Below are 14,744 nucleotides of genomic sequence, written 5' to 3' on the forward strand. Positions count from 1 at the left end.
ATTATGAAATTATATAGTACCAACAATCACGATTTAAATGTAGACTTTCCTACCGCTGTTTTTAACAGCATGCCTTTGGATAAAGGTTTATACATGCCGGTCAATATCCCGGTTTTGGATCAGGAGTTTATCCAACAGATTGACCAGTATACACTGCCACAAATCGCTTTTAAGGTAGTGTCGTCCTTATTGGAGGATGCTGTTCCTGCAAAAGACCTGCAAAAGATCATTGAGGACGCGTTTAATTTCGACGCACCTGTAGTTGCTCTTGATGCGGAAACCTATGTCCTGGAATTGTTCCATGGACCATCTCTGGCCTTTAAGGACTTTGGAGCAAGATTCATGAGCCGGATCATGGCCTATTTCTTAAAAGATGGAGAGCAGTTACTGGATGTTCTGGTTGCCACCTCCGGCGATACCGGCGGAGCGGTAGCACTGGGCTTCTTAGGGGTTCCAAATACAAGGGTGACCATCCTTTATCCGAAAGGAAAAGTGAGTGAGATTCAGGAATTACAACTCTGTACGAATGGCAATAACATCCATGCAGTAGAGGTAGACGGCACTTTTGATGATTGTCAGCATCTGGTAAAGCAGGCCTTTGCAGATGAAGAACTGAACCGTAAACTTCGTCTGACTTCCGCCAATTCTATTAATATCTCCAGACTGATTCCTCAGACGCTATATTATTTTAATGCCTATGCCCAGCTCCGCAAGGCAGGGAAGAAAGAAGTGATCTTTTCTGTACCTAGCGGTAATTTTGGGAATATTGCTGCGGGGCTGCTGGCCTATAAAATGGGACTTCCGGTAAAACAATTTATTGCAGCAACAAATGTAAACGATACTGTTCCACGTTATTTAAAGACCGGTGTATACGAAACCAGGCCATCTGTACAGACCTATGCCAATGCCATGGATGTAGGAGCTCCAAGTAACTGGGTAAGGATTATGGATCTGTTTAATCAGGATAAAGCCGCTTTGCAACAAGTACTGAAAAGCTATAGCTATACCGATGAGGAAACGATGAAAGGAATTCATTCCATCTACCATCAATTTGGATACATTGCTTGTCCGCATACGGCCATTGCATGGCTGGCCCTACAGGATTACAAAAATGAAAACCCACAGGAAGATGCCACGGGTGTATTTTTGTCTACTGCACATGCCTGTAAATTTCCGGATGTATTTTCAGAAGAAATGGCTGGTAAAATTCAGATTCCTGCTCAGGTTCAGGCGCTTACTGTCAAATCAAAACATGCAGAAAAGATGGATACGGCGTATGAATCTTTTAAAAGTTATCTGACTACTTTTTACTAAAACGCATGATGGCAATGTCGCCCATCATAAAGTTAAGGGTACTATCGCTTACCGAATAGGTACTTGCTTTCTTTAACATTTCCAGAAAAGTGGCCTCTCCTTCACCAGGGCAGGCCATTTTTGTCATGGCTAAGGGCTGGGTGAAATTGATGGTGGTATCATCTGCCACTAGGGTGCCGGAAAAAGAATTACAGCTTGTATTTCCACTTAATTTCCGCTCCGTGATATCAAAGGTGATGGTCGGTTTTGTTGCAGGATATAAACCATTAAAAGCTATTCTAGGACCAGATATGTAGTTTAATTCCCAGGTTCCTCCCAGTTGTGATAGTCCACCGTTTCCTATCGTTCCGGGTTTCAGAGTTGTGCACGCTGTAAAAGTGCTGGTCATTACAATTGCCAGTAACAGGATTCTTTTCATAGCCTTATTGTTTTAATGATACCCGAAAGGTACAAAGAGTATTCGAAAATATACCTATCGGGAATCAGTAAAAGTCTAAAATACTGCCTGTACGATCTTCTTTGTAGGTTCCGGATTACCCATTGTGTAGAAATGAAGAACTGGTGCTCCCATCTCTTTTAACTCCTGACACTGATGGATCATCCATTCTATTCCAACTTCTTTAACGTCCTTTTCTGACTTACAGGCCTGTATCGCTTCGCTCAGTTCCATTGGAATATCCAGGTGGAAAATTTTCGGCAGGCTCACGAGTTGTTTGCTACTGGTAATTGGTTTAAGTCCGGGGATAATAGGCACATTAATGCCATTAGCGCGACATTTGTCGACTAAAGCTTTATATTTTTTATTATCAAAAAACATTTGGGTAACGATGAAATCTGCTCCGGTATCAACTTTATGTTTGAGGTATTTGAAGTCTGTATCCAGGTTCGGTGATTCATAATGTTTTTCAGGATAGCCGGCTACACCAATGCAAAAATCTGTTTTTGCAGCGTCTTCCATATAATCATGCAGATAACGGCCATTATTCATGTCTACTACATGTTGTAACAATTCTGAAGCATAGGCATGTCCATCCGGAGTTGGAACAAAAGAGCTGTCACTTTTGCGGGCATCGCCACGAAGTACCAATACATTGTCGATTCCCAGGAACTGAAGATCGATTAATGCATTTTCAGTTTCATCCTTAGTAAATCCCCCACATATTAAATGAGGCACTGCATCCACATTATACTTGTTCATAATGGCCGCACAGGTTGCTACAGTACTTGGACGTTTACGGTAAGCGATCTTTTCTAACAAGCCATTTGGATGCTGCTTGTAGATATAATCTTCCCTGAGGTAAGTCACATCGATAAAGGGCGGATTGAATTCCATTAAAGGGTCTATGGCATCAAAAATGCCTTTAATACTTTGTCCTTTTATCGGTGGTAAGAGTTCAAACGAGAAAAGTGGAGTTCCCTTTGCGTTACTGATATGGTCTACGATCTTCATTAATATTCTTGTAAGGTTGGTTGGTTATCTGTTGTTAATAAGCTAGGTTAGGACTTAACCATCGCTCTACTTCTTCTATTGGCATATCTTTTCTAAGTGCATATTCTTCAATCTGGTCCTTGGTAATCTTTCCTAAACCGAAATACCTGGATTGAGGGTGAGCGAAATAAAAACCACTCACCGCAGCTGTAGGATACATCGCATAACTTTCTGTTAAGCGAAGGCCGATCTTATTCTCGGCATCCAGCAATTCGAAAAGTGTACCTTTTTCGGTATGTTCCGGACAGGCAGGATATCCTGGTGCCGGACGTATTCCTGCATATTCTTCCTTAATCAGTTCTTCATTGCTCAGGTGTTCATCTTTGGCATAACCCCAATAATCTTTACGAACCAGTTCATGCATTCTTTCTGCAAAAGCTTCCGCCAGCCTGTCGGCCAAAGCTTTAGCCATAATGCTGTTATAATCGTCATAATTTGCTTCGAACTCAGCTACCAATTCATCACATCCGATTCCGGTAGTCACGGCGAAACCGCCAAAATAATCTGCAACACCGGATTCTTTTGGTGCCACAAAATCAGACAATGCGTAATAGGGTTCTCCAGCTACTTTTTCTGCTTGTTGACGTAATGTATGGATGGTCACTTTCTCACCTTCCACATCAAGAATAATATCATCTCCGACTGTGTTAGCCGGCCAGAAACCAATTACTCCTTTAGCGGTCAGCAGTTTTTCATCAATAATTCTTTTTAACAGTGCCTGAGCATCATCAAATAGCTTTTTAGCCTCATCCCCAACTAATTTATCGTTGAATATTTTAGGATAACTACCTCTTAATTCCCAGGTATGGAAGAAAGGTGTCCAGTCGATATAAGGAACCAGTTCTGCCAAAGGATAATCTTCAAACACCCTTGTTCCTGTGAATGCAGGAGCGGGAGCAACCAGGTCAAGATCTATTTTAAACTGATCTTTTCTCGCTTCTTCCAGTGTTTTAAAGCGTTTATCAGAACGTTTGTTTAAATGTGCTTCTCTGGCCTTATCGTATTCCTGTCTGATGCTGTCAATATATGGGCCTCTGGTTTCTTCATTCATCAGTGTACTGCATACCGTTACACTTCTGGAAGCATCCAAAACATGAATGGCAGGTCCGGAATAGTTCGGTGCTACTTTTACTGCTGCGTGAATACGGGAGGTGGTTGCTCCGCCAATAATCAATGGAATGGTAAACCCTTCCCGTTCCATTTCCTTGGCGAAATGCACCATTTCGTCTAGCGAAGGTGTAATCAGACCACTTAGCCCGATAATATCCGCATTAATTTCTTTCGCTTTCTGAATAATGGTTTGTGCGGGAACCATTACTCCAAGGTCTACAATTTCGAAGTTATTACAAGCCAGTACTACGCCTACAATGTTTTTTCCGATATCATGAACATCTCCTTTCACTGTGGCCATTAATACCTTCCCGGCAGATGAGCTCGCCTTTCCATCCGGATTATCCAGTTTTTCCTGCTCGATAAAGGGAAGCAGGTAGGCTACTGCTTTTTTCATTACCCTTGCAGATTTTACTACCTGTGGAAGAAACATTTTTCCGGCACCAAAAAGGTCTCCGACGATATTCATTCCATCCATTAAAGGACCTTCAATCACATGTATTGGCTTAGGATATTTCTGTCTGGCTTCTTCTACGTCGGCATCCAGGTATTCTATAATTCCTTTAACCAGGGAATGGGAAAGCCTGCTTTCTACGCTTTCTTTCCTCCATTCTTCATCTCTGACAATCTCTTTGCCCTTGGATTTAATGGTGTCTGCAAATTCGACCAGTCTTTCGGTTGCATCTTCCCTGCGATTGAGCAATACATCTTCCACACGCTCCAGAAGTTCGGGTGGGATCTCCTGATAAACTTCCAGCATTCCTGCGTTTACAATTCCCATGTCCAGGCCTGCTTTGATGGCATGGTATAGAAATGCAGAGTGCATGGCTTCTCTAACCGTATTGTTTCCCCTGAAGGAGAAGGAAATGTTGGAAACACCTCCGCTTACTTTCGCATAAGGAAGGTTTTCTTTAATCCATCGGGTTGCGTTGATAAAATCTACCGCGTAATTATTGTGTTCTTCCAGGCCGGTTGCTACCGTAAGGATGTTTGGATCAAATATGATGTCTTCGGCAGGGAAACCTACTTCGTTGACTAAAATGTCATAAGAACGCTTACAGATTTCTTTTCTTCTTTCGAAGTTATCTGCCTGTCCTTGTTCATCAAATGCCATCACAACTACAGCAGCACCATAGTTCATGATTTTACGGGCACTTTCTTTAAACTTCTCTTCTCCTTCTTTCAGGGAGATGGAGTTGACAATACCTTTACCCTGCAGACATTTTAATCCGGCTTCGATTACTGTCCATTTGGACGAATCGACCATGATCGGAAGTTTGGAAATGTCGGGCTCTGAAGCGATCAGATTTAGGAATTTTACCATTGCGGCTTCTCCATCCAACATCCCTTCATCCATATTCACGTCGATCACCTGGGCACCACCTTCTACCTGCTGACGGGCAACAGTAAGGGCTGCTTCATAATCACCACCCAAAATCAGTTTAGAGAATTTAGGTGATCCGGTGATGTTTGTTCTTTCACCAATATTGACGAAAATACTTTCTGGGGTAACGGTTACTGGTTCTAATCCACTCAGACGCAGGTAAGGAGCTGTTTCAGGTATTTTTCTTGGGCTGATGCTTTTTGCCTTGGCTGCAATGCATCCAATATGCTCAGGTGTTGTACCACAGCAACCTCCTACGATGTTTACAAATCCATGCTGAATAAAATCTTCTACTAAATGGGCAGTTTCATGAGGCATTTCATCATAGGCACCAAACTCATTAGGTAATCCTGCGTTTGGATAGGCAGATACATAACAGGTAGCCTTTGCGGAGAGCTCTTCAATGTGAGGCCTCATATCTTTGGCACCCAGAGCACAGTTAAAGCCGATACTGATTGGATTGGCATGAATTACCGAGTTTAAGAAAGCTTCTACCGTTTGTCCGGATAAAGTTCTTCCTGAGGCATCAGTAATTGTCCCTGAGATCATGATGTCTATTGTTCTGCCAATTTCCTTTTCATACTTCTTAATGGAGAATATGGCTGCTTTAGCATTCAGGGTATCAAAAATAGTTTCAATTAATAGGAGGTCAGCGCCCCCGTCAACCAGTCCGCGGACCTGTTGATCGTAGGCGTCTACCAGCTCATCGAAGGTAAGTGCCCTGAATCCGGGATCATTTACATCCGGCGAGATGGAAAGTGTTCTGTTGGTTGGGCCAACAGCTCCTGCCACAAAGGATCTTCTGTCGGGGTTTGCGGCCATGAATTCATCTACTGCTTCACGGGCAATCTTTGCACCTGCAAAGCTCATTTCATAATCCAGCTCTTCCATCTGGTAATCTGCCAGTGAAATACGCTGGGTACTGAACGTATTGGTCTCTATAATATCTGCACCGGCTTTAAGGTATTCGGTGTGTATGGCTTTGATGATATCAGGGCGTGTGAGGTTAAGCAAATCGTTGTTGCCTTTTACATCACATGGGTGATCTTTAAACCTTTCACCTCTGAAATCTTCTTCTGTTAGGATATAGCGCTGAATCATGGTACCCATGGCACCGTCAATAATCAATATGCGTTTTTCTAACTCTTCTCTAATGTTCATTTTTTTTCTCCCCGTAATGCGTATGAAAAATATGACCAGATACGAACTTCATATCGGTTACTATTTTATCCGCAGTCAAAAAGCTTATTGAAAAGTCCGGTATAGGGTCGACTTTAACTTATCTTTCGGGAACCAATGGTCCGGTTCCAGTAGAATGTAGCACCTTGTAAGCACAGGTTGCTAAGACTTCGCAGGGTCTAATCCCTCCGTCTTTCTCTATAAGCTCTGCAAAAGTGCAACAAAGAAAAATCATTTCCAAAAAAACAGCGCTTAAAGCATATAAAATTGCAAAGGCCATGCAAATATGCATGGCCTTCGGAATAATATTTTGAAAATCTGTGATTATCTTCTGCTTCCGAAGATTCTTAAAAGATATAAGAAGATGTTTAAAAAGTCAAGATAAAGTGATAAAGCACCCATGATGGCTAGCTTTTTAGTATCTGCATTGTCAATTGATGCTCCGCTTTCCTCTATTCCTGCTCCAATTCTTTTCAACTTCTGAACGTCATATGCGGTTAAAGCAGTAAAGATGGCGATTCCGATGAAAGCCATAAACAAGCTAAAGCTTTCACTTTGAATAAACATGTTGACAACACTTGCAATCACTAATCCGATTACACCAACCATTAATATCGGTCCGAATTTACTCAAGTCGACATCTGTAGTATATCCAAGAACAGCCATGATTCCAAAAATACCTGCTGCACCGGCAAAACAAGAGATTACAGAAGCTGATGTATAGGCTAAGAGGATAAAGCTTAAACTAAGTCCAGTTAGTACAGAATAGAGAATAAATACCCCTACCAATGCACCGTAAGAAAGCTTATTTAATCCTGCACTCATTAAAAGCACAAGGCCAAGAGGGGCGAACATGGCAACATACCCAAGAATAGTCGGTTTTTGTGTCGTGGCATCTCTTAGAAATGAATATAATTCAAGATTATTGGCCATTACAAGCGCAGAGACTGTTGAAAGACCTAATGCGATAAACATCCACAAGAATACATTTGCGAAGAACTTCTTAGCAACTACTCCAGTTTGCTGTTCAGCAAAAACAGATTTATGTGCCCATTCGTAATTATTATTGTTGTTATCCATTTTATTTAAATTTTATTTTAAAGTTACTAATTGTTTATCTTCTTACAAAAGCTATGCCCCGAGTCTTTTTGTCAGGATTTCTTCCACTTTCTTGAAAAACTGAAGAGGTTTCAGGGTTCTCCATGCCAAATCGTCAAGCTGACCGCCAAAGTTAATGTAGTAATCGATATTGGCGTTTCTGAATTCATCGATCACATGTTGCTGGAAATTGATTCCGGTAATCCAGCCATCTTCCACATCCTGGAACCACTCTTCATAATAGCTGTCTTCAGAGGAATGAAAGTTCAGTACGTTTTCGCCGATGAGGATAAACTTATTGATTCCTTCATCTACCATTAGTTCCAGTATTTCCCTTTTGAGCAGCATGATGTCATTTCCAATGGCATCGTTCCACTCTCCGATAAACTCGATGATTGCATAATTTCTGTCGTAATCTGTGTACAATACTTTAATGTACAAGGTATTAGATCCAAAATCATCCCATTGGGGGTGAATCAGGAAATTGTACAACTGTTTATCGAAATAGAATTCTGAATATTCCGTGTTATAAAAAGGCGAACGTTCATCTTCGGCGGCGATATAATCATCGCGCCATAGATAGAAGGGCTCAATTTCGTGCATAATTAAGGGATTATTTGGTGCCTGCTTCAACAGCTTTACGGACACTTCCGTAACGGATTAGCAAATCTGCAGCCTGATCATGGTCAATGTGTAGTTCTTCCATGACCATTTGTGTACCGCGATCAACCAGTTTATGGTTGGTCAGCTGCATGTCTACCATTTTGTTGCCTTTTACTCTGCCCAGTTTGATCATGACTGTTGTGCTGAGCATGTTTAAGACTAGTTTCTGCGCAGTTCCTGATTTCATGCGGGTAGAGCCGGTCAGAAATTCCGGTCCAACCACCACCTCTACCGGAAAATCACTTTCCGCTGCAATGGGGCCTCCTTCGTTGCAAACGATACATCCGGTTAGGATTCCATGTTTCCGGGCAGTATTTAATCCTCCGATGACGTAAGGAGTTGTTCCTGATGCAGCAAGGCCGATCAGGCAGTCTTTTTCGTTGATTTTATATTCCTGAAGATCTATCCAGGCTTGTTCGGTATCATCTTCAGCGTTTTCTACCGCTTTCCTGATGGCGGTATCGCCACCGGCAATGATGCCGACTACCCAATCAAATGGAACACCAAAAGTTGGCGGGCATTCTGATGCATCGACTACACCCAGGCGGCCACTGGTTCCAGCCCCGATATAGAATAACCGGCCTCCATCTATCATACGTTCTGCAACTGAGGTAGCTAATTTCTCTATTTGTGGGATTACATTTTCCACAGCCTGAGGAACTGACTGGTCTTCTTTATTGATGTTTTGAAGAATTTGAAGTACAGACATCTGATCAATGTTGTTGTACTTTGACTCCTGCTCAGTTACTCTTATCATATGTTTTTTTTGATAAAATTCGGGATTTTCTTTTTAAACCGGAAATATTCCCAAAAATGAGTTTAAATAATACGACACTATACCGCATTCCTGTTAATTGTAAAAAATATCAAACAATTAAAAATGATTAGGACTTAATTTATTAATTGACAGGGTTATTTTATAACTTTACGCAGCATTTAACCATGAAAAAGACTACCCGATATAACCTTTTGATCGCCCTTACTTATTCCGTTGTTCTGATAGGTGGTATGTTTGTGGGGTATAAATTCCTGAAGGATCAGGGATATCAGGTAAAAAAGCAGGCTGGTTATCTTGCCGATAATAGCGAAAAGGTAGATGAAATTATCCATATTATCAATAAAAATTACGTTGATGAGGTAAATGCAGATAGCTTATACCACCTGCCTATTGACAGCCTGTTGCATCAGTTGGATCCACATAGTGCGTACCTTCCACCCGCAAAAGCAAATGAATTTGCCGAGGCTCTCGGGGGTAATTTTGAAGGTATTGGAATCGAATATTATATCCTGAATGATACTTTATTAGTGACGAATGTGATTAAAGATGGTCCTGCTTTTTTATCAGGGATCCGTCAGGGAGATAAGATCCTTAAAATTGATACCACTTTTGTTAGTGGAAGGGCATTACCAAGAGAGAAAATGATCGGTAAGATCAAAGGAAAAAAAGGTACTGCTGTAAAATTAAGCATATTACATCCTGGAAACCCTCAGCCCATCTTGTTTACAGTTAACCGCGCGCGGGTGAAAGTAAGTAGTATTGATGCGGCTTATATGTTGAATGCAGAAACAGGATATGTGCGCATCAGTAATTTTGGTGCCGATACGGATCATGATTTTGTGGAATCTGTTCGTGCCCTGAAAGGAAAAGGTATGAAAAAGCTGGTACTTGACCTCCGTGATAATGGGGGAGGGTATCTGACTGCGGCTACTGGTCTGGCTAATCAGATTTTAGCAGAAAACAGGTTAATTGTGTATACCCAGGGAAAACACGAACCCAGAACTGACTATTTTACTACTGGTGGCGGAGAATTTGAACAGGGAAAATTAGCGATATTGATTAATGAAAATTCTGCTTCTGCGAGCGAAATTCTGGCTGGTGCAGTGCAGGATCTGGATAGAGGTATTATTATTGGCCGTCGTTCCTTTGGTAAAGGGCTTGTTCAGGAGCAATTCCCATTTGTGGATGGCTCGGCATTAAACCTGACTATAGCAAGATATTACACCCCTTCAGGAAGAAGCATTCAGAAATCGTATAAAAAGGGTTATAACGCATATCAGAATGAGATTGAAGACCGTTTTAATGATGGAGAACTAACTTCAAAAAATGTAAGCGTAAAAGATAGCCTTAAGAAAGGAAAGTTGTTTTCAGGAGGTGGGATTCAACCGGATATTTATGTGAAAATGGACACCAGTGGATTTAACCGGTTTTATGCCAAGCTTATTGCTAAAAAAGTGTTGTTCGACTTTGTTTATGACGTTCTTGCCAACCGTTATACTTCAGCTTTTATTGAACAGAACCTTGCAACCTTTAACATCAATGATGCAGATTACAAGGATCTGTTGAAATATATTCAGAGTAAAAATATTGTGATTGAACCTAAGTTATTGCAGGCTGCAAGACCATTGATCTATAATGATGTGAAAGTCCTGCTTTGCAAATACCACCTGGGTGATGCCGGTTATTACAAAGCGCTTAACTTAAATGACGCAATGGTCAAACAGGCATTAACCAGTTTGCAGTAATTGTATTCTATTTCTGTCTGAAATAAATCTGAATCGGTACTCCGCTAAAATCAAAGTTTTCACGTAATTTGTTCTCAATGAAACGTTTGTACGGTTCCTTAATGTATTGAGGTAAATTACAGAAGAATGCGAACATTGGTGATGTTCCATTGATTTGAGTAATGTATTTAATTTTGATGTATTTTCCTTTCAATGCTGGTGGAGGATAGTTCTCAATAATTGGCAGCATGACATCGTTCAATTTAGAAGTAGGAACTTTTTTGCCTCGGTTTTTGAATACTTCCAATGCTGTTTCGATAGCCTGGAAAATACGTTGTTTATTAACTACTGAAGTGAAAACGATCGGCACATCAGTAAAAGGCTGTAGTTTCTGACGGATCTGATCTTCAAATATCTTCACTGTTTTGCTGTCTTTCTCTACTAAATCCCATTTGTTAACCAGGATCACAATTCCTTTTTTATTTTTCTCAGCCAGGTGGAAAATATTAACGTCCTGCGATTCCAGTCCTTCCATGGCATCAATCATTAATACCACTACATCAGCTTCTTCCAGCGCTTTAATGGTACGCATAACAGAATAGAACTCTATGTTTTCTTTTACTTTGGTTTTCTTACGAAGCCCTGCCGTGTCAATAAACATAAATTCATGTCCGAACTGATTGTAATGAATGTGGATGGAATCTCTGGTTGTACCTGCGATTGGCGTAACAATATTCCTTTCTTTACCTATTAATGCATTGATTAAAGATGATTTACCTACGTTAGGTCTTCCAACGATAGTGATTTTAGGCAAAGCATTGTCTTCTTCCACTACATCTTCGAAGTGTTTGATCACATCGTCCAATAAATCACCTGTTCCTGAACCAGTCATAGAAGAGATCGGATAGATTTCACCTAAACCGAATCCGTAAAATACAGAAGCATCATTTTGTAATTGTGTATTGTCTACTTTATTTACAACGATGAATACCGGTTTACTGCTACGTCTTAGTAATTGCGCGATTTCATCGTCAAGGTCAGTAATGCCGGTTACGACATCCACCATAAACAACAATACAGTTGCTTCTTCAATGGCAATAACTACCTGTTCACGGATGGCCGCTTCAAATACATCTTCAGAATTGGCTACATAGCCTCCGGTATCAATTACAGTAAATTGCTTGTCTGTCCATTCTGCCGATCCGTAATGACGATCACGGGTTACACCGCTAAAATCATCAACAATGGCTTTACGACTCTCTGTTAAGCGGTTAAATAGGGTAGATTTGCCTACGTTTGGTCTTCCGACGATTGCGATAATGTTGCTCATGTGTATTGGTATGAATTGTATTAGTTATTAAGGGGTTGCAAAGGTAAGCTTAATTTTCGTACCCGAAACTTTTTAAATAGTTCTTTTTACTTCTCCAGTCCGGAACTACCTTAACAAAGGTTTCCAGGAAGACTTTCTGATCCAGAAATTTCTCAATATCCTTGCGGGCTTCGGTACCAACTTTCTTTAGCATTGCACCGCCTTTTCCAATCAGAATGTTCTTCTGAGAATCACGTTCTACGATAATCTCAGCGCTGATTCTGGTGATCTTTTCTTCTTCTTTAAAAGAGGTGATCACTACTTCAGTACTATAAGGGATTTCCTTTTGATAGTTGTTGAAAATCTTCTCCCTGATGATTTCTGAAACAAAGAACCTTTGGGTACGATCTGTAAGGTCTTCTTTATCGTAGAAGGGGGCATGTTCCGGCAAATGGTCCAATACCATCTCCATAATTCCGTCTAAATTGTATAGGTGTAATGCAGAAATGGCGTAAATATGTTTAGGATTTAACTTCTCCTGCCAGTAAGCTGTTTTCTCTTCTACTTCTTCCTGTGTTGCATTGTCGATCTTATTGATAAGTACAATCATTGGAATGGTTGTATTAATAATTTTTTCCAATACATCGTTCTCATCATACTGTTCATTAATGTCAGTAACAAAAAGAATTAAGTCGGCGTCAGTAAGGGCTCCTTTTACGGAACTCATCATAGAATCCTGCAAACCATAACGTGGTTTTATGATGCCCGGCGTATCAGAAAATACAATCTGATAATTTTCTTCATTGACAATTCCCAGAATCCGGTGGCGGGTAGTCTGAGCTTTCGGAGTGATGATAGAAAGCTTTTCACCCACCAGGGCATTCATTAACGTTGATTTACCCGCATTGGGTTTACCAATTATACTTACAAAACCTGCTTTATGTGACATGAAAATATTTTTTAAAATAAATTTGCACCACAAAGAAACGAATTATATCTTTGCATTCCAATTCGGAACAAGAGTTAAACAATTTAACAAAAGCGACGAAATTGTATATAGTGCGGGGTGGAGCAGTTGGTAGCTCGTCGGGCTCATAACCCGAAGGTCATCAGTTCGAGTCTGGTCCCCGCTACCAAAAGATTCGTAACCTGTGAGGGTTAAGGCAATCGAAAATGGCCCGTTCGTCTAGGGGTGAGGACGCCAGATTTTCATTCTGGAAACAGGGGTTCGATTCCCCTACGGGCTACAGTAATCATTAAGCAGAGGCTTGGTGAGATTTTAAAAAAGGAATAGTGCGGGGTGGAGCAGTTGGTAGCTCGTCGGGCTCATAACCCGAAGGTCATCAGTTCGAGTCTGGTCCCCGCTACCAATTAGGTTCGTAACCTGTAAAGGTTAAGGCAATCTAAAATGGCCCGTTCGTCTAGGGGTGAGGACGCCAGATTTTCATTCTGGAAACAGGGGTTCGATTCCCCTACGGGCTACAGTAATCATTAAGCAGAGGCTTGGTGAGATTTTAAAAAAGGAATAGTGCGGGGTGGAGCAGTTGGTAGCTCGTCGGGCTCATAACCCGAAGGTCATCAGTTCGAGTCTGGTCCCCGCTACCAATTAGGTTCGTAACCTGTAAAGGTTAAGGCAATCTAAAATGGCCCGTTCGTCTAGGGGTGAGGACGCCAGATTTTCATTCTGGAAACAGGGGTTCGATTCCCCTACGGGCTACGATCCCGCTTTACGATAAGTAGAGCGGGATTTTTGCATTTATATGCAACTTTATAGCCGTGACTTTGACACCTATATTATAATATAGTCATACAGTTACCGCGTTTGTCCCGGTTTTGAAAACTACAATTTACGATCCTTTGAAGTTGATTCCTTCGCAAATGGCTTTTATGCGTCTGATCGAATTTCCCGAATTGATACTTTTGTCCAATTTTAGATAAAGGCGGCCTTCTGATGCTTTAATGTAAAACCTGGTCTGGTCACTTAGCGTAATTTCCTGATCCAGCTCCCTGGAATTCCTGAAAATGGAGGCTGGTTTCAGGCAGTTGTCAAGATAGCGTTTAACATTTTCCGTCTGACCTTTTGGGTAAAATGCAGAAAGGGTGTATGTATTTGGGGCCTCTGTTACTGAGATGGAAATTTCCTGCTGGTTATTATTTAGCCATGAAAAAAGAAAAGCAATACTTAAACCTATAAGGCAAAAACCGAGTGTTAAATAAATCTTATTCATCATTTTTCTTTTTTAGTTGTTAAGCCACCTCATGATCAGATAATGTGCTAAAAATCCCAGGGCGACACTTACTGTCATAATGATCACGGAATGAATACCCAGTGGTTGATAAAAGCTGCTTACAGTGAAGCCCAGGGCAATTGCGCTCAGTAGGGTAAACCATTTGAGGGCTTCACTTTTTTCATTTTTGTTTTTTGGAAGAAGCGCTGTAATGATTGGCTCGTCTGCTCCTTTCTCAACCAGGGTTCGTTTTAAGCGATCTGTTAAAAATAAGCGAATTAAGGTCAGTATGAATGTAGAAATAAGGTATAATCCTATCAGGATAACTACACTGCGCATAATTTCCTGAGTAATTTCTTTATCTGCTAAAGGATTAAATGGTTCCTGTGCATGGGTTCCTATCACTATACTTGAAAACAGGAGGATGAGGATTAGCTTTTTCATGGTTATCTTTATTTGAGTATTCAT

At 41.0% G+C, this 14,744-nt stretch carries 12 protein-coding genes, 6 tRNA genes and 1 riboswitch; of the genes, 8 read left to right on the top strand and 10 right to left on the bottom strand.

Features of this window, described 5'->3' with window-relative positions:
• Positions 1–3: 3 nt before the first annotated feature.
• Positions 4–1,314, top strand: coding sequence for a threonine synthase (thrC, locus tag BFS30_RS07290; protein WP_069378686.1), 1,311 nt, complete (start codon positions 4–6; stop codon positions 1,312–1,314).
• Here thrC and BFS30_RS07295 read toward each other — a convergent pair.
• The 6 genes from BFS30_RS07295 to murQ all read right to left on the bottom strand — a co-directional run bounded on the left by BFS30_RS07295 (position 1,301) and on the right by murQ (position 8,994).
• The gene (locus BFS30_RS07295) at positions 1,301–1,732 is read right to left on the bottom strand and encodes an META domain-containing protein (protein ID WP_069378687.1); all 432 of its coding nucleotides are present in this window, start codon (positions 1,730–1,732) and stop codon (positions 1,301–1,303) included. The two genes, thrC and BFS30_RS07295, sit on opposite strands and share 14 nt — an antisense overlap.
• Positions 1,733–1,807: 75 nt before the next feature.
• Complete coding sequence (gene metF, locus BFS30_RS07300; RefSeq protein ID WP_069378688.1) at positions 1,808–2,764, bottom strand: methylenetetrahydrofolate reductase [NAD(P)H]; 957 nt, start codon at positions 2,762–2,764, stop codon at positions 1,808–1,810.
• Between the two features lie 34 nt (positions 2,765–2,798).
• Positions 2,799–6,458: a methionine synthase gene (gene metH / locus BFS30_RS07305; protein ID WP_069378689.1), complete on the bottom strand. Its 3,660-nt coding sequence runs from the start codon at positions 6,456–6,458 to the stop codon at positions 2,799–2,801.
• A 115-nt stretch (positions 6,459–6,573) separates the two neighbouring features.
• Positions 6,574–6,683, bottom strand: a riboswitch (SAM riboswitch).
• Between the two features lie 117 nt (positions 6,684–6,800).
• On the bottom strand, positions 6,801–7,556 hold the full coding sequence (locus BFS30_RS07310; protein WP_069378690.1) for a Bax inhibitor-1/YccA family protein: 756 nt from the start codon (positions 7,554–7,556) through the stop codon (positions 6,801–6,803).
• A gap of 51 nt (positions 7,557–7,607) precedes the next feature.
• Entirely contained in the window at positions 7,608–8,177 is a 570-nt protein-coding gene (locus tag BFS30_RS07315; protein WP_069382333.1) for a hypothetical protein, read from the bottom strand.
• A 10-nt stretch (positions 8,178–8,187) separates the two neighbouring features.
• The gene (gene murQ, locus BFS30_RS07320; protein ID WP_069378691.1) at positions 8,188–8,994 is read right to left on the bottom strand and encodes an N-acetylmuramic acid 6-phosphate etherase; all 807 of its coding nucleotides are present in this window, start codon (positions 8,992–8,994) and stop codon (positions 8,188–8,190) included.
• 185 nt (positions 8,995–9,179) lie between these two features.
• Between murQ and BFS30_RS07325 the strand changes: the two genes are divergently transcribed.
• Complete coding sequence (locus tag BFS30_RS07325; RefSeq protein ID WP_069378692.1) at positions 9,180–10,760, top strand: S41 family peptidase; 1,581 nt, start codon at positions 9,180–9,182, stop codon at positions 10,758–10,760.
• Between the two features lie 7 nt (positions 10,761–10,767).
• Here BFS30_RS07325 and der read toward each other — a convergent pair whose 3' ends face one another.
• On the bottom strand, positions 10,768–12,069 hold the full coding sequence (gene der, locus BFS30_RS07330; RefSeq protein ID WP_069378693.1) for a ribosome biogenesis GTPase Der: 1,302 nt from the start codon (positions 12,067–12,069) through the stop codon (positions 10,768–10,770).
• 49 nt (positions 12,070–12,118) lie between these two features.
• Positions 12,119–12,997 carry a GTPase Era gene (era, locus tag BFS30_RS07335; protein ID WP_069378694.1) on the bottom strand — a complete coding sequence of 293 codons (879 nt, stop codon included), beginning with the start codon at positions 12,995–12,997 and terminating at the stop codon, positions 12,119–12,121.
• Positions 12,998–13,108: 111 nt separating this feature from the next.
• Here era and BFS30_RS07340 point away from each other — a divergent pair.
• The 6 genes from BFS30_RS07340 to BFS30_RS07365 all read left to right on the top strand — a co-directional run bounded on the left by BFS30_RS07340 (position 13,109) and on the right by BFS30_RS07365 (position 13,765).
• Positions 13,109–13,184 (top strand) — tRNA-Met (locus BFS30_RS07340).
• 39 nt (positions 13,185–13,223) lie between these two features.
• Positions 13,224–13,295: transfer RNA gene (locus BFS30_RS07345), tRNA-Glu, on the top strand.
• 47 nt (positions 13,296–13,342) lie between these two features.
• A tRNA-Met gene (locus tag BFS30_RS07350) sits at positions 13,343–13,418 on the top strand.
• 40 nt (positions 13,419–13,458) lie between these two features.
• Positions 13,459–13,530 (top strand) — tRNA-Glu (locus BFS30_RS07355).
• 47 nt (positions 13,531–13,577) lie between these two features.
• Positions 13,578–13,653: transfer RNA gene (locus BFS30_RS07360), tRNA-Met, on the top strand.
• A 40-nt stretch (positions 13,654–13,693) separates the two neighbouring features.
• Positions 13,694–13,765, top strand: a tRNA-Glu gene (locus BFS30_RS07365).
• 130 nt (positions 13,766–13,895) lie between these two features.
• On the opposite strand, the gene BFS30_RS07370 is transcribed toward BFS30_RS07365, so the two are convergent.
• Entirely contained in the window at positions 13,896–14,279 is a 384-nt protein-coding gene (locus tag BFS30_RS07370) for a hypothetical protein (RefSeq protein ID WP_069378695.1), read from the bottom strand.
• Positions 14,280–14,288: 9 nt separating this feature from the next.
• On the bottom strand, positions 14,289–14,720 hold the full coding sequence (locus BFS30_RS07375) for a hypothetical protein (RefSeq protein ID WP_157262887.1): 432 nt from the start codon (positions 14,718–14,720) through the stop codon (positions 14,289–14,291).
• Between the last annotated feature and the right edge of the window lie 24 nt (positions 14,721–14,744).

The sequence above is a fragment of the Pedobacter steynii genome (assembly GCF_001721645.1).
Lineage (GTDB): Bacteria > Bacteroidota > Bacteroidia > Sphingobacteriales > Sphingobacteriaceae > Pedobacter > Pedobacter steynii_A.

Bases quoted from the DNA above. Each gene is read 5' to 3' on its own strand.
- BFS30_RS07315 (WP_069382333.1), bottom strand. From the start codon at position 8,177: ATGCACGAAATTGAGCCCTTCTATCTATGGCGCGATGATTATATCGCC.
- murQ (WP_069378691.1), bottom strand. From the start codon at position 8,994: ATGATAAGAGTAACTGAGCAGGAGTCAAAGTACAACAACATTGATCAG.
- BFS30_RS07375 (WP_157262887.1), bottom strand. From the start codon at position 14,720: ATGAAAAAGCTAATCCTCATCCTCCTGTTTTCAAGTATAGTGATAGGA.
- BFS30_RS07370 (WP_069378695.1), bottom strand. From the start codon at position 14,279: ATGATGAATAAGATTTATTTAACACTCGGTTTTTGCCTTATAGGTTTA.
- thrC (WP_069378686.1), top strand. From the start codon at position 4: ATGAAATTATATAGTACCAACAATCACGATTTAAATGTAGACTTTCCT.
- era (WP_069378694.1), bottom strand. From the start codon at position 12,997: ATGTCACATAAAGCAGGTTTTGTAAGTATAATTGGTAAACCCAATGCG.
- der (WP_069378693.1), bottom strand. From the start codon at position 12,069: ATGAGCAACATTATCGCAATCGTCGGAAGACCAAACGTAGGCAAATCT.
- metH (WP_069378689.1), bottom strand. From the start codon at position 6,458: ATGAACATTAGAGAAGAGTTAGAAAAACGCATATTGATTATTGACGGT.
- BFS30_RS07325 (WP_069378692.1), top strand. From the start codon at position 9,180: ATGAAAAAGACTACCCGATATAACCTTTTGATCGCCCTTACTTATTCC.
- BFS30_RS07295 (WP_069378687.1), bottom strand. From the start codon at position 1,732: ATGAAAAGAATCCTGTTACTGGCAATTGTAATGACCAGCACTTTTACA.
- metF (WP_069378688.1), bottom strand. From the start codon at position 2,764: ATGAAGATCGTAGACCATATCAGTAACGCAAAGGGAACTCCACTTTTC.
- BFS30_RS07310 (WP_069378690.1), bottom strand. From the start codon at position 7,556: ATGGATAACAACAATAATAATTACGAATGGGCACATAAATCTGTTTTT.